The sequence below is a fragment of the Kitasatospora sp. NPDC048662 genome, from assembly GCF_055587065.1.
Map to the genome: position 1 here is coordinate 93470 of NZ_JBVJHA010000011.1, position 12698 is coordinate 106167.

The window sequence follows — 12698 nt, forward strand, 5'->3', positions numbered from 1 at the left end:
GCACCGCCGCCCACCCAGGAGCTCCCGCCGATGACCGCGCCCCACCCGCACCCGTCCACCCAGGGCCTCACCCCGTACCCCGTCGGGCTGCTGCTGGCCGGCCGCCGCGTCGTGGTGATCGGCGGCGGCCAGGTCGCCCAGCGCCGCCTGCCCGCACTGATCGCCGCCGGCGCCGACCTGCACCTGATATCCCCGTCCACCACCCCGGCCGTCTCCGCGATGGCCGACGCCGGTGAACTCACCTGGCACCAGCGCCCGTACCAGGACGGCGACCTCGCCGACACCTGGTACGTGCTGGTCGCCACCGACGACCCGGACGTCAACACCGCGGTCTCCGCCGAGGCCGAACGCCTGCGGGTGTTCTGCTCCCGCAGCGACGACGCCTCCGCCGCCACCGCCTGGACGCCCGCCTCCGGCCACGACGCCGGTGCGACCGTCGCCGTCCTCACCGGAGACCCCCGGCACTCCGCCGCGCTGCGCGACTCCATCGTGGCCGGCCTGCGCGACGGCTCCCTCGCCGCCCGCCAGTACCGCGCCCGCGGCGCGGGCGTCGCCCTGGTCGGCGGCGGACCCGGCGACCCCGATCTGATCACGGTGCGCGGCCGCCGCCTCCTCGCCGACGCCGACGTGGTGGTCGCCGACCGGCTCGCCCCGCGCGAACTGCTCGCCGAACTGCCGCCGCACGTCGAGGTGATCGACGCCTCGAAGATCCCCTACGGCCGCTACATGGCCCAGGAGGCGATCAACCAGACCCTGATCGACCACGCCAAGGCGGGCAAGTTCGTCGTCCGCCTCAAGGGCGGCGACCCGTACGTCTTCGGCCGCGGCGGCGAAGAACTCCTCGCCTGCCTGGACGCCGGCGTACCTGTCACCGTCGTCCCCGGCATCTCCTCCTCGATCAGCGTCCCCGCCGCCGCGGGCATCCCCGTCACCCACCGCGGCCTCACCCACGAGTTCACCGTCATCTCCGGCCACGTCGGCCCCGGCGAACGCTCCCTCACCAACTGGCAGGCCGTCGCCGGCATGACCGGCACCCTGGTCCTCCTGATGGCCGTCGACAAGATCGCCAAGATCGCTGCCGAGCTGTTGAAGCACGGCCGCCCCGCCGACACCCCCGTCGCCGTCGTCCAGGAGGGCACCACCACCGCCCAACGCCGCATCGACGCCACCCTCGCCACCATCGGCGAAACCGTCCTCACCGAGGGCATCAAGCCCCCAGCGGTCATCGTCATCGGCGACGTGGTGAACGTCCTGGGGTAGCGATCGAGAGCCCCGCCAGGGGCTCGGGGAACGGCGAGGCCAAGTCTGCGGTTGGTCACGGGGGCGCTGAGCGTTCCGTAGTTTCGGGCCCCCGCCGTAAGGCCCGCCCGCCACAGCCGCGACCAACCGCTCCGAGTCCCTGGCTTCGCACCCACCAGCCCCTGAAGGGCCGCTCCGACGTGCGAAAATCATCAAGTGTCTGAGCCATCCACCGTCACCGACGCCGCCGACCCCCGGCTGAGCGACTACACCGACCTCACCGACGTCGAGCTCCGCCGTCGGCGCGAACCGGCCGAGGGCTTGTTCATCGCCGAGGGCGAGAAGGTGATCCGCCGCGCCCTTGCCGCGGGCTACCGCATGCGGTCGATGCTGCTCACCGCCAAGTGGCTCGGCGTGATGTCCGACGTGATCGCCGACACCGACGCCCCCGTCCACCTCGTCGAACCGGCCCTCGCAGAGCGCGTCACCGGCTACCACGTCCATCGCGGCGCCCTCGCCTCGATGGAACGCAAGCCCCTGCCGACCGCCGCCGAGGTCCTCGACGGCGCCCGCCGGGTTGCCGTGCTGGAGGGCCTGGTCGACCACACCAACCTCGGCGCGATCTTCCGCTCGGCGGCCGCTCTCGGCATGGACGCCGTGCTGCTCTCCCCGGACTGCGCCGACCCGCTCTACCGCCGCGCCGTGAAGACGTCCATGGGCGCGGTGTTCTCCGTCCCGTACGCCCGCCTCGATCCGTGGCCGGATTCTCTCGCTGCGGTCCGCGAGGCCGGCTTCGAACTGCTCGCGCTCACCCCGTCCGGCGCCGAGGACTTCACGGTCGCCAAGTCCCATCTCCTCCCCAGGGCGGCCCTGATGCTGGGCGCCGAGGGCGACGGCCTCACCCCGAAGGCCCTCGCCGCCGCCGATCAGCGGGTCCGCATCCCGATGGCACACGGCATCGACTCCCTCAACGTCGGCGCCGCCGCCGCGATCGCGTTCTACGCGGTGAATCACGGCTGACTCCCGCCGCTACAACGGAAGTTGAGGGTTCCGCGCCGGGCAGATCTACGGTAGACATGGCGCCATGATCACCAACGGCGCCGCCGCTCTCCGCCGCCTGACGTTCCCGGGCTTCCGCGGCCCGATCCTGGTCGCGGCCATGCTGACCGCCGTCGTGGCGCTGCCGGACGGGCGACTGCACAACCAGTTCACGCTGCTCCCGCTGTTCATGATCGGGCTCGCCTTCCCCCTGCTGCTGATCGGCGTGGTGGTGGTCGGCGCGACGGTGTCCTGGCCGCTCACCCGGCTGCGTCGCCCCGGCACCAGCGCACTGCTCGGCGTCGCGCTGGGCTGTGCCGCCGTCGTGCTGGGCATCAGCGTCCCCGGCCAGGACATGGCGCTGCTCAGCGTCGGCGTGCTAACCCTGATCGGCCTGCCGTTCGCCTGGCTGCTGTGGCAGCAGTGGCCCGTTGCCGGGCCCGCCGGAGGCCCGGCCGGCCGTTGGCGCTGGGCGGTGGCTCCGCTGCTGGTGGCCGCCACCGCGCTGACGGTCACCCAGACCGACCCGGCCGAGGCCCGCTTCGCGCTGGCCCGCCCGGCACTCACCGACTGGGCCGAACACGCCCTGGCCACCCACGAGGCGCGCCCCGAATGGGTCGCGGGCTACCGTCTCGCCGAGACCGAAGTTACCCACGACGGCGTCAAGTTCGCCATCGCCGGCACCGGCCTGTTCGCCCACCACGGCTACGCGTACTTCCCGTCCGGCGCGCCCGCATTCGGCTACTACACCCCGCTGGGCAACGACTGGTACGAGTGGTCCGGCCCCGACCGCTTCTGACGGCCCGAAGCGTCCTCAGAGCGCCTTCAGCACCGTCTCGTCCGCCGCGTCCAGCACGTACCCGTTGTCGAAGCGGACCCGGACGGACACCTGCGGCCCGCGCTCGCCGTACGCCTCCCAGTGCGGCTCCAGGGACGCGATCTGCCCCTCCAGCGCCTTGCGGCTCTCCGCGGGCATGGTGTGCCCGTAGTCGTCGAACAGCGCCCGCAGCCGCTGGTACTCGCGGACCTCCTCGGACGGCGGCACCTCGGCCACCTGCTCGACGGTGCCCTCGACACCCGCCGCCAGCAGCAGGAACCCGACTGCTGCCTCCCCGTCACCGAACGCCTCACCCAGCGTCAGATCCGTCACCAACGTGACGCGCTGCCCTGCCACCAGCGTCATTGCTCCGCCACCTCCCGGCTCGCCGTGCACTGCGGATCATTATCCGCCGCCACCGGCCACCGGCCCGCAGGTCAGGCCGCGCGACGCGCCGCCGGAGGCGATATCGGCTGCGGCGCGGGCCGCCGCGGGTTGTGGTGGCGGCGGCCCGTCAGGTCGCCGACCCGCAGCACCAGGTCGGGGGCCGGGGGAGCGGGCCAGAGCGTCAGGCGGTGTTCCTCGACGGGGCGGGCGGCGGTGTCGGTCTCCCGGCCGCGGTCGCGGCCCCGGGTCTGCACCCGGACCCGGTACCAGCCGCGGCCGGCGTGCGCCAGGTTGCCCGCCTCGGTGATGTCCACGCCGTCCCAGGCCCGCAGCCGCAACTCGCCGCTGCTGTACAGGGACAGCTCCACCGCGCTCTCCCACTCCGGCCCGGGCTCGGCCGGACGTTCCGCCGCGCGCTCCACGCCGAGCCGGATCAGCCCGGTGTGGGTGCCGCACAGCACCGTCAGGTGGTCCGGGCACCCGGCCGCCACCCCGTTGCCGTGGAACAGCCGGGCCAGCGCATGCGCGTCCCAGCCGTCCGGCAACTCCGGGCCGTACAGGAAATACTGGCAGTACGCGACATGCATCGCGTCGGTCGTCCACATCATGCGGCACATGCTCCCGCCGGGCACTGACAGACCGTCACCGGCAGTTGAACGGCGGGCCCCAGGCGGGCCCCAGGCGGGCCTCAGTTCCCGGACACGCCCGCGCCCGGCCAGGACTCCTCCAGGCTGCCGTCCTGCCGGACGGTGTAGCGGGTCGAGGAGACCGCGCCGGTGCGGTCCACCCGCTCCTCGCGGATCAGGGCGCCGTTCTCCACCCGCCACACCGCCCCTGCCTCGGGGTTGGCGGTGGACGCCCGGCCGCCGATCAGCACCGGGGCGTCGCCCGTGAAGCCGTACAGCTGCACCAGGTCGACGGGGACGGAGCCCTCCACCCGGCGCAGCACCACCAGCGTCGCCGGGGCGTCCCGGTAGCGGGCCGGCAGCACGGCGGTCAGCGTGACGGGCGCGCCCGCGTCGGTCGAGTGGCCCTCGCGCAGCTGGATGGCCGGTCCGACGGACGGGTCCGGGTAGCTGCGGTTGAGCCAGTCCACGGACGGCGGGCTGCCGAGCGCCGGGCCCAGGCCCGAGCCGCCGTGGCCGACGGTGTTCAGGCTGTCCACCGACAGCGTCGCGCCCGAGGTCGGCTTCACGGGGGCGGTCGCCGTCGGCGCCGGCCCGAGGCTGTGCGTGGCACGGCTCTCGCAGCCCTGCGCGACCGCGATGGCCAGCGCCACCCCGAGCGTCACGGTGACGAACACCACCAGCCGCTGGCGCATCAGCCGCTGACGTGCCGTCGGCCGGGTGGTGCCCATGGGACGTCCGGGCGGGGGAGTGCGGTCGCGGCCGGGCACCGGGGTGCGCTCCCGCCCGGCGGGGGCGGCGGGCCGGCGCTCGCGCACCGTGTCGCCGTCCCGGACCGGGCGCCGCACCCGCTCGGTGCGGGCGTCCGGACGTACCTCCGGCCGGGCCGTCGCGGGCGCGGCCGCCACCGGCCGTCCCCCTGCCACCGCCGCACCGTCGGCATTCGGCGGCGGTACGGGGGACGGGCGGACGGGCGGCGCACCGGCCGCCGCGCGCGGAGGGTCGGCGGGACGGCGGCCCGCGCCGGGAGCGGCGGCGCCCTGCGGGCCGGCCGGGCGGCGCACCGGCGCACCGTCCGGCCGCCCACCGGCCGGGCCCTCCGCCGGGGCGGTCGGCGCGGGCACGGGCCGCTCCTCGGCGCGGGCGGCGGCCCGGGCGGCCCGGCCGCCCCCGCGCGCGGCGAGCTCGCTCAGCCGCTCGTGCAGCGCGGCCGCCGGCGGGCGCTCGGACGGCTCCTTGGCCAGGCAGGCCGCGACCACCGGGGCCAGCACCGGCGGAATCCCGGACAGGTCAGGCTCCTCGTGCACCACCCGGTACAGCATCACCTCGGACGAGGCGCCCGACCCGAACGGCGACTCCCCGGTCAGCGCGAAGGCCAGCGTCGCCCCGAACGCGAACACGTCGGTGGCGGGCGTCACCGCCGCGCCGCGCACCTGCTCGGGCGCCAGGAAGCCGGGCGAGCCGACCGCCGTGCCGACGTGGGTGAGGGTGGACGCGCCGCGCGACCAGGCGATGCCGAAGTCGATGATCCGCGGGCCCTTGGGAGACAGCAGGATGTTCGACGGCTTGAGGTCGCGGTGCACCACCCCCGCCTCGTGCACCTTCACCAGTCCGTCGGCCAGCGCCGCGCCGATCCGCGCCGCGTCCGGCCAGGCCAGCGTGCCCTCCTCGGAGACCTGCTTGTACAGCGAGGGCCCGGGCACGTACGCGGTGGCCAGCCACGGGCGGTCGGCCTCGATGTCGGAGCCCATCACCCGGGCCGTGCAGCCGCCGCGGATCCGGGAGGCCGCCGCGATCTCCCGGGCGAACCGGGTGCGGAACTCGGCGTCCTCGGCGAGTTCGGCGCGGATCAGCTTCAGCGCGACCCGCTGCCCCTTCCGGTCCGAACCGAGGAAGACCACGCCCATCCCGCCGGCTCCCAGCCGCCGGTGCAGCCGGTACGGGCCGACGATGCGGGGGTCCTCACGCCGCAGCCGCATCATTGCCATTTGCCCGTACCCGTTCCCGTTCCGTCAGCCTGTGGGGTGAGGCCCCGTCGGATTTGGGGCATCGTCAGACAACTGTCTCGGCACAGCTTACGGACTGGTAGTGGCCCCGTGCCGACACGCAACACTGGAACCGCCGGTCGGATTGTCAGATCGCGGTGAGTGGCGCACCGCCAAACCCCTTGCCCCACCGGCAATCCGGCGCTCCCCCAGGGGGCACTGTCAGGGTCGCCTAAGGGGTCCGCGCACTCCCGTCTCCGACTCCAGGCGTACATCGCCCCGTCTCTCCTCCTACCAGCGGAGGCGATCAGAACGGTACGACGGCATGACGATCCGGAAAGCCGTTCCGCCTACCGTTGTTCACAGCGAGGACGGCCCCGCTCGTCCCCCGAGAATGACCGTCCTCGCTGCCAAGCAGTACCACCCGTCCCCGACCCGACCGCAGCACCGCAGCCCGGCAGGAGCACAGCAGACATGGCACCGCTCAGCAGAGCCCATCGCCGCCGGCCACTGTCTTCGCACCCCGCGGAGACCCGGCACCCGATGATCGCCCTTGCCATTGCCCTGCCCTGCGCGATCCTGCTGATGGCCCTGTTCGGGGTGTGGGACCAACTGGCGATCCAGACCCAAGCGGTCGCCGACCTGATCGGGCGCTGACCCCCCATGGGGTAGGGGTCTTCGCCGGCCGGAGCAACCCTCATCAAGTCGTGGACGGACGAAATGAGTGGCGCAGGCTGCAGCTCCGGCTCACCCGGTGGCCGGGAACAACACGTCGGTGAGGGCGTGTTGTTCCCGGCCATTCCCATGTCTGCCGCTGCACCCGCAAATGCCGAGAGCCGCCGTCCGAATATCGGACAGCGGCTCTCAAGTGTGGTGCGCGATACTGGGATTGAACCAGTGACCCCTACCGTGTCAAGGTAGTGCTCTCCCGCTGAGCTAATCGCGCGGGGTCGGTCCGAAGACCAAGGATCCGAAGATCAGTGCGCGATACTGGGATTGAACCAGTGACCCCTACCGTGTCAAGGTAGTGCTCTCCCGCTGAGCTAATCGCGCGGGGTTGATCCGGAGATCAAGGATCCGAAGATCAGTGCGCGATACTGGGATTGAACCAGTGACCCCTACCGTGTCAAGGTAGTGCTCTCCCGCTGAGCTAATCGCGCGGGGGTGTCAGGCGCTCCGAGGAGCCTTGCCTGTGGTGCGCGATACTGGGATTGAACCAGTGACCCCTACCGTGTCAAGGTAGTGCTCTCCCGCTGAGCTAATCGCGCAGGGAGGACCACCCGGTCGGAACCGGGCGGTGCCTCTTGGAGGTGGAGACGGGATTTGAACCCGTGTACACGGCTTTGCAGGCCGTTGCCTCGCCTCTCGGCCACTCCACCAGGCAACTTCGAAGAACGATCTTACCCGTTCCCCTTGGAGAACGACCTTACCTGTTCTCCGTCGAGCGGACGACGAGATTCGAACTCGCGACCCTCACCTTGGCAAGGTGATGCTCTACCAACTGAGCCACGTCCGCCTGTCTCCCTGGAAGCTCTTCCGGTTTTCCCCGGCTGCGCTCCCTGGCGACGTGTTGAACTCTAGCGGATTCCCGGCCCAGCTGAAAAATCCGTTCCCGCAGCGTGGCGCGGTGGTGGCCGCCGGATGCCCAACCGTCGGGCCCGACCGGAACGTTCCAGCAGGCCCGCGACCTAGACTTTCGGTACCGGGGCGATCCCCCGGCGCCCACGCCCGCGCCCGCGCGGGCGCCACGGGCAGCACCGCAATCCGCGAATCCGCGCAGGAGAACCGTGTCCGGCCGCACCGCCCCGCTCAGCCCCCACCAGCCGATGGCCCGCTTCGCCGGACGCCTCGCCACCGGTCTGCGGGAAGTCACCCACGACCCCGCCGCCCTCGACCGCGGCGGATTCTGGGCCGTCGCCCACGACTTCGAGGGCCGCCTCACCTGCGCCCGCTTCGAGGACGTCCGCCCCGACCCCGCCCCGCCCGCCACCCACAACTGGCGCGGCCCCGCCCCCGACAGCTGGCACACCTCCCTCGACGCCGACGCCTACCGCGCCGGAGTGCGCCGAATCCGCGAACACATCGCCGCCGGCGAGGTCTACCAGGCCAACCTCTGCCGGGTGTTGAGCGCACCGCTGCCCGACCCCGAGCGCACCGACATCGACGCCCTCACCGGCCTGCTCGCCGCCCACAACCCCGCGCCGTACGCAGGAACCGTCCGGCTCCCCGACCACGGCGTCGAAATCGCCACCGCCTCACCCGAGCTCTACCTGAGCCGGCACGGCCGCACCGTCCGCTCCGGCCCGATCAAGGGCACCGGCCGCACCGAACACGACCTGCTCGACAAGGACCACGCCGAGAACGTGATGATCGTCGACCTGGTCCGCAACGACCTCGGCCAGGTCTGCGACACCGGCACCGTCACCGTCCCCGACCTGTGCGCCGTCGAGAAGCACCCCGGCCTGGTCCACCTCGTCTCCACCGTCGAAGGACGCCTGCACGCCGACGCCGGCTGGCCGCGACTGTTCGACGCCACCTTCCCGCCCGGCTCCGTCACCGGCGCCCCCAAGAGCAGCGCCCTGCGCATCATCCGCGCACTGGAGACCGCCCCCCGCGGCCCCTACTGCGGCGCCATCGGCTGGGTCAACGCCGACCGCGGCGAGGCCGAACTCGCCGTCGGAATCCGCTCGTTCTGGATCGAACGGGACAGCGGCCGGCCCGTCCTGAAATTCGGCACCGGCGCCGGAATCACCTGGGACTCCGACCCGGACCGCGAATGGCGCGAAACCGAACTCAAAGCCGCCAGGCTGGTGGCGATAGCCTCCACCGGCACCCCCGCCTGAGACGTCAAGGAGCACCGCGCCGATGATCTGGGTCAACGGAACCCTCACCACCGAGGACGAGGCCACACTCTCCGTCCTCGACCACGGACTCACCGTCGGCGACGGCGTCTTCGAAACCGTCAAGGCCGAGAACGGCCGGCTCTTCGCACTCACCCGCCACCTCGACCGCCTCACCCGCTCCGCACGCGGCCTCGGTCTCCCCGACCCCGACCACGACCAGGTCCGCGAGGCCTGCGCCGCCGTCCTCGCCGCGCAGCCGCTGCCGCTCGGCCGCCTGCGCATCACCTACACCGGCGGCCGCGCCCCGCTCGGCTCCGAACGCGGCGACAGCGCACCCACGTTGGTCGTCGCCCTCGGCAGCGCCCAGCGCCGGCCCGACACCACCGCCGTCGTCACCGTCCCCTGGCGCCGCAACGAACACTCCGCCGTCACCGGCCTGAAGACCACCTCCTACGCCGAGAACGTCATCGCCCTCGCCGCCGCCCACCGCGCCGACGCCAGCGAAGCCCTCCTCGCCAACACCGCCGGCCAACTCTGCGAAGGCACCGGCTCCAACGTCTTCCTGGTCCTCGACGGCCGCCTCCTCACCCCCACCCTCTCCTCCGGCTGCCTGGCCGGCATCACCCGCCGACTCGTCATCGACTGGACCGGCGCCGAAGAGACCGACGTCCCCCTCGAAGCCCTCGCCGAAGCCGAAGAAGTCTTCCTCACCTCCACCCTCCGCGACGTCCAGTCCGTCACCCGCGTCAACTCCCGCACCCTGCCCGCCATCGGCCCGGTGACCCGCAAAGCCATGGAGATCTTCGCCCACCACGCAGCCCGGAACAGCGACCCCGTCTGACCCAGGCCGGGTGCGGTAGAACTCGGGCGGCGGAGGGAAGGGAGCCGGTATGACTACCACGTTGCGGCCGGACGGGGCCGAGGAGGCCGCGGCCAACGACGGGCGGACGCGGCGCTGGCACATCATGGTGAACGGACACCCGGTCGGCGGCCTGCGGACGACCGCCTGGCCCGGAGAAGGGTTCTGTCCGGGCGAGATCAGCGAACTCGAGGTCACCGAGGGACGGCGGCGGGGCCGCGGCACCGTCGCCGTGCTCGCCGCCGAAGAAGTGCTGCGCTCCTGGGGATGCACCCGGGTCGACGTCATGGTGCCCGCCGACGCCGAGGCCGGCCTGCGGCTGGCCCACGCCCTCGGCTACACCGAGCGGATGCGCAACATGATCAAACCGCTCACCGAACTCCCGCAACTGCCACCGGGATTGACGGACCGCCGGATCGGACCGAAGGAGTACCCGGCCTGGGAACAGACCGCGATCGCGGGCTACCGGCAGGAGCTGATCGACTCCGGTCTCGGCGCGGCCGAAGCCACCGCGAAATCGGAGCACGACCACCGGCGCGCCCTGTCGGCCGGCCCGGACACCCCGGACACCGTGCTGCGCCAACTCCTCGACGCGGACGGAAACGTGCTCGGCTGCCTCTGGGTCGCCCTGCGCCAGGCCAGCCTGCCGGACGGCCGCCCACTGGCGTGGGTGATGCTGGTGGAGGTCGCCCCGGACCACCGCGGCCACGGCCACGGCCGCACCCTGATGCGGCTCGCCGAACGCGAATGCCTCACCGCCGGCGTCCACGACCTGGGGCTCAACGTGTTCGCCGACAACGGCGTGGCGATCGCGCTCTACGAATCGCTCGGCTACCAGGTCACCCTGCGCAGGCTCAGCAAGCCGCTGCTCTGAGCCCGGCCGCTCCGAAACGGGCCTGACCGCCCCGCCGCCACCGACACCGGGGAGGTCAGCCGCCCAACAGCTCGACGATCCGCTCCAGCAGCCCGTCCTGGGACTTGCCGCCGTCCAGCCGCTTGCCGGCCACCACGTACGTCGGGGTGCCCGTGACGCCGATCGCCCGGCCCTCGGCCACGTCCGAGTCGACCAGCAGCATGTGGCGGCCGTCGATCAGCGCGGTGTCCACCTCGTCCGCGTCCAGACCGGCCGCCCCGGCGATCTCCACCAGCGCCTGCGCCCCGTCGCGCTCCACGTCCTCCAGCCGGGCCAGCAGCGCCTCGACGAACGGCCAGCCGCGCCCCTGCTCGAACGCCTCGGCCGCGGCCTCCGCCGCCGGGTACGCGAACTTGTGCTTCTCCAGCGGGAAGTGCCGCACCTCGACGGTCAGCCCGTCACCGAAGCGGGCGCGCAGCGCGTGGATGTCCGCAAGCGCGGTGCGGCAGTCGGGGCACAGCAGGTCGCACCAGAACTCGACGCGGGGCAGGGAGGAATCGCTCATGCCCCAAGTCTCCCAGGTCCACAACCCCGCCCCGCCCCGACCGGCCCCGCCCCGCCCCGACCGGCCCCGCCCCGCCCCGACCGGCCCCGCCCCGACCGGCCCCGCCCCGACCGGCGGCGCGCAGCGGCTAGCGTCCGGCCGCCGCTGCGGCCGCCACCGCCCCGGCGGCCTCCGCCGAGCGCTGCCGGGCCCGGTACGCGGCCACGTGCAGCCGGTTGCCGCAGGTGCGGCTGTCGCAGTAGCGGCGGGAACGGTTGCGGGACAGATCGACGAAGACCCGGGCGCAGTCCGGCGCCTCGCAGCGGCGCAGCCGCTCCAGCTCGCCGGCCATCACGATGAACGCCAGCGCCATGCCCAGTTCGGCGGCCAGGTGCCGCCCGACCGCGGCGTGCGGGGCGAAGTAGTGGATGTGCCAGCCGTGGTGGTCGTGGTTGGTCAGCCGGGGCGTGGTCCCGGCGTCGGCGACCAGCGCGTTGACCAGCTCCGCGGCCCGCTCGACCGTGCCGGCCGAGAACACCTCGCGCAGCCGGTCGCGCAGCTCGTGCACCGTGGCCAGGTCGGCCGGACCGAGCGAGTCGATCTCGCTGATCTCCTGCCGGACCACGAAGGCGCGCAGCGCCGCCACATCGGGCAGCTGCTCACTGCCGCAAGCCTCCGGCGCGGTGTTCAGCAGCTCCACCAGGATGCTCAGCGCGCATTCGGTGTCATGGGTGATCAGCACGTGGGAACTCCTCACGCGGCGGCGGCCCGAGGGCCGCCGCGTCGGTCAACGCGGGGCCCGACTCTACCGGCCCGGGCCGCCGTTCGGGCCCGGACGCGGCTTAGCCCCGGGCGTCCGCTCCGGTGGGAGGGAACGCCCGGGGCCGGGCCCCGAGGCCGCCGGCGGGCGGCAGTGAACTGCGACCGTGCCCCCGAGTAGGACGGTGCGCATCGAGGCGATCCCGCCGCCGCGCGACGGCGGGCCGTAACTCGTTCGGGTTCAGCTCTCGGCGAGGATGTGGGACAGCTCCCGGTCGAGGTCGAAGTGACGGTGTTCGGTGCCGGGCGGCACCGCGGCGTCCGTCCGCTTGAGGAAGGACTCAAGCGCCCGGGCCGGGGCCTCCAGCAGTGCCTCTCCTTCCGGAGAGCTCAGGGCGATGCAAACCACGCCTTGACCGTGGCTGCGGGACGGCCACACCCGGACGTCGCCGGTACCGGTCGGTCGGTGCAGCCCCTCCGCGAGGAGGTCGCGGGCGAACACCCACTCCACGGTCTCGTCTGCTCCGGTGTGGAACGTCGCATGCACGGCATAGGGGTCGGCAGTGTCGTAGCGCAGGCCCGCGGGGACGGGCAGTGAGGACTCGCTGGACACGATGAGGCGCAGGTGCAGCTCGCAGCTGACCGTGGTGTTCATAAGCGCCAGGGCCTTTCGCTCAGTGTGCGCTCGGGGAATCGCACGTCGGCGAACGGACCATCCCACCTGAAAGCCCGGTGTAAACCCGTCTGT

At 73.0% G+C, this 12698-nt stretch carries 12 protein-coding genes and 6 tRNA genes; 6 read left to right on the forward strand and 12 right to left on the reverse strand.

The genetic code is table 11. The features are described from left to right. The first annotated feature begins 30 nt into the window (after positions 1-30). The 3 genes from cobA (at position 31) to ACZ6R9_RS25980 (ending at position 3076) form a co-directional block, all read left to right on the forward strand. Complete coding sequence (gene cobA, locus ACZ6R9_RS25970; RefSeq protein ID WP_380487285.1) at positions 31-1260, forward strand: uroporphyrinogen-III C-methyltransferase; 1230 nt, start codon at positions 31-33, stop codon at positions 1258-1260. Between the two features lie 195 nt (positions 1261-1455). Beyond that, on the forward strand, positions 1456-2259 hold the full coding sequence (locus ACZ6R9_RS25975) for a TrmH family RNA methyltransferase (protein ID WP_465540651.1): 804 nt from the start codon (positions 1456-1458) through the stop codon (positions 2257-2259). A gap of 64 nt (positions 2260-2323) precedes the next feature. Then, complete coding sequence (locus tag ACZ6R9_RS25980) at positions 2324-3076, forward strand: hypothetical protein (protein ID WP_465540652.1); 753 nt, start codon at positions 2324-2326, stop codon at positions 3074-3076. A 15-nt stretch (positions 3077-3091) separates the two neighbouring features. Here ACZ6R9_RS25980 and ACZ6R9_RS25985 read toward each other — a convergent pair whose 3' ends face one another. From ACZ6R9_RS25985 to ACZ6R9_RS26025, 9 genes are all read right to left on the reverse strand, one after another. Beyond that, positions 3092-3460 carry a hypothetical protein gene (locus ACZ6R9_RS25985; RefSeq protein ID WP_380487291.1) on the reverse strand — a complete coding sequence of 123 codons (369 nt, stop codon included), beginning with the start codon at positions 3458-3460 and terminating at the stop codon, positions 3092-3094. A gap of 71 nt (positions 3461-3531) precedes the next feature. Then, positions 3532-4089 (reverse strand): hypothetical protein, encoded by a 558-nt coding sequence (locus tag ACZ6R9_RS25990; RefSeq protein ID WP_380487293.1) that lies wholly within the window; start codon positions 4087-4089, stop codon positions 3532-3534. Positions 4090-4169: 80 nt separating this feature from the next. Beyond that, positions 4170-6095 (reverse strand): serine/threonine-protein kinase, encoded by a 1926-nt coding sequence (locus tag ACZ6R9_RS25995; protein WP_465540654.1) that lies wholly within the window; start codon positions 6093-6095, stop codon positions 4170-4172. An 868-nt stretch (positions 6096-6963) separates the two neighbouring features. Continuing rightward, a tRNA-Val gene (locus tag ACZ6R9_RS26000) sits at positions 6964-7038 on the reverse strand. A gap of 35 nt (positions 7039-7073) precedes the next feature. Beyond that, positions 7074-7145: transfer RNA gene (locus tag ACZ6R9_RS26005), tRNA-Val, on the reverse strand. A 35-nt stretch (positions 7146-7180) separates the two neighbouring features. Beyond that, positions 7181-7252 (reverse strand) — tRNA-Val (locus ACZ6R9_RS26010). A 33-nt stretch (positions 7253-7285) separates the two neighbouring features. Continuing rightward, a tRNA-Val gene (locus tag ACZ6R9_RS26015) sits at positions 7286-7360 on the reverse strand. Between the two features lie 37 nt (positions 7361-7397). Further along, positions 7398-7471: transfer RNA gene (locus ACZ6R9_RS26020), tRNA-Cys, on the reverse strand. A gap of 64 nt (positions 7472-7535) precedes the next feature. Next, positions 7536-7608, reverse strand: a tRNA-Gly gene (locus ACZ6R9_RS26025). Positions 7609-7918: 310 nt separating this feature from the next. Between ACZ6R9_RS26025 and ACZ6R9_RS26030 the strand changes: the two genes are divergently transcribed. From ACZ6R9_RS26030 to ACZ6R9_RS26040, 3 genes are read left to right on the forward strand one after another with little or no spacing between them, the layout of a single operon-like run. Continuing rightward, entirely contained in the window at positions 7919-8935 is a 1017-nt protein-coding gene (locus ACZ6R9_RS26030) for a chorismate-binding protein (RefSeq protein ID WP_465540747.1), read from the forward strand. Positions 8936-8957: 22 nt separating this feature from the next. Beyond that, positions 8958-9776 (forward strand): aminotransferase class IV, encoded by an 819-nt coding sequence (locus tag ACZ6R9_RS26035; protein ID WP_380488950.1) that lies wholly within the window; start codon positions 8958-8960, stop codon positions 9774-9776. Positions 9777-9825: 49 nt separating this feature from the next. After that, positions 9826-10668: a GNAT family N-acetyltransferase gene (locus tag ACZ6R9_RS26040; RefSeq protein ID WP_465540656.1), complete on the forward strand. Its 843-nt coding sequence runs from the start codon at positions 9826-9828 to the stop codon at positions 10666-10668. A gap of 55 nt (positions 10669-10723) precedes the next feature. On the opposite strand, the gene ACZ6R9_RS26045 is transcribed toward ACZ6R9_RS26040, so the two are convergent. From ACZ6R9_RS26045 to ACZ6R9_RS26055, 3 genes are all read right to left on the reverse strand, one after another. After that, positions 10724-11212 (reverse strand): DsbA family protein, encoded by a 489-nt coding sequence (locus ACZ6R9_RS26045; protein WP_380488948.1) that lies wholly within the window; start codon positions 11210-11212, stop codon positions 10724-10726. A gap of 127 nt (positions 11213-11339) precedes the next feature. Beyond that, positions 11340-11933, reverse strand: a complete 594-nt coding sequence (locus ACZ6R9_RS26050) for a CGNR zinc finger domain-containing protein (protein ID WP_465540658.1) — start codon at positions 11931-11933, stop codon at positions 11340-11342. Positions 11934-12191: 258 nt separating this feature from the next. After that, positions 12192-12605 (reverse strand): SsgA family sporulation/cell division regulator, encoded by a 414-nt coding sequence (locus ACZ6R9_RS26055; RefSeq protein WP_030056266.1) that lies wholly within the window; start codon positions 12603-12605, stop codon positions 12192-12194. Positions 12606-12698 lie beyond the last annotated feature (93 nt).

Coding starts and splice junctions, on each gene's coding strand:
- ACZ6R9_RS26040 (WP_465540656.1), top strand. CDS start 9,826: ATGACTACCACGTTGCGGCCGGACGGGGCCGAGGAGGCCGCGGCCAAC.
- ACZ6R9_RS26030 (WP_465540747.1), top strand. CDS start 7,919: ATGGCCCGCTTCGCCGGACGCCTCGCCACCGGTCTGCGGGAAGTCACC.
- ACZ6R9_RS25985 (WP_380487291.1), bottom strand. CDS start 3,460: ATGACGCTGGTGGCAGGGCAGCGCGTCACGTTGGTGACGGATCTGACG.
- ACZ6R9_RS25990 (WP_380487293.1), bottom strand. CDS start 4,089: ATGATGTGGACGACCGACGCGATGCATGTCGCGTACTGCCAGTATTTC.
- ACZ6R9_RS26045 (WP_380488948.1), bottom strand. CDS start 11,212: ATGAGCGATTCCTCCCTGCCCCGCGTCGAGTTCTGGTGCGACCTGCTG.
- ACZ6R9_RS25995 (WP_465540654.1), bottom strand. CDS start 6,095: ATGGCAATGATGCGGCTGCGGCGTGAGGACCCCCGCATCGTCGGCCCG.
- ACZ6R9_RS26055 (WP_030056266.1), bottom strand. CDS start 12,605: ATGAACACCACGGTCAGCTGCGAGCTGCACCTGCGCCTCATCGTGTCC.
- ACZ6R9_RS25980 (WP_465540652.1), top strand. CDS start 2,324: ATGATCACCAACGGCGCCGCCGCTCTCCGCCGCCTGACGTTCCCGGGC.
- cobA (WP_380487285.1), top strand. CDS start 31: ATGACCGCGCCCCACCCGCACCCGTCCACCCAGGGCCTCACCCCGTAC.
- ACZ6R9_RS26035 (WP_380488950.1), top strand. CDS start 8,958: ATGATCTGGGTCAACGGAACCCTCACCACCGAGGACGAGGCCACACTC.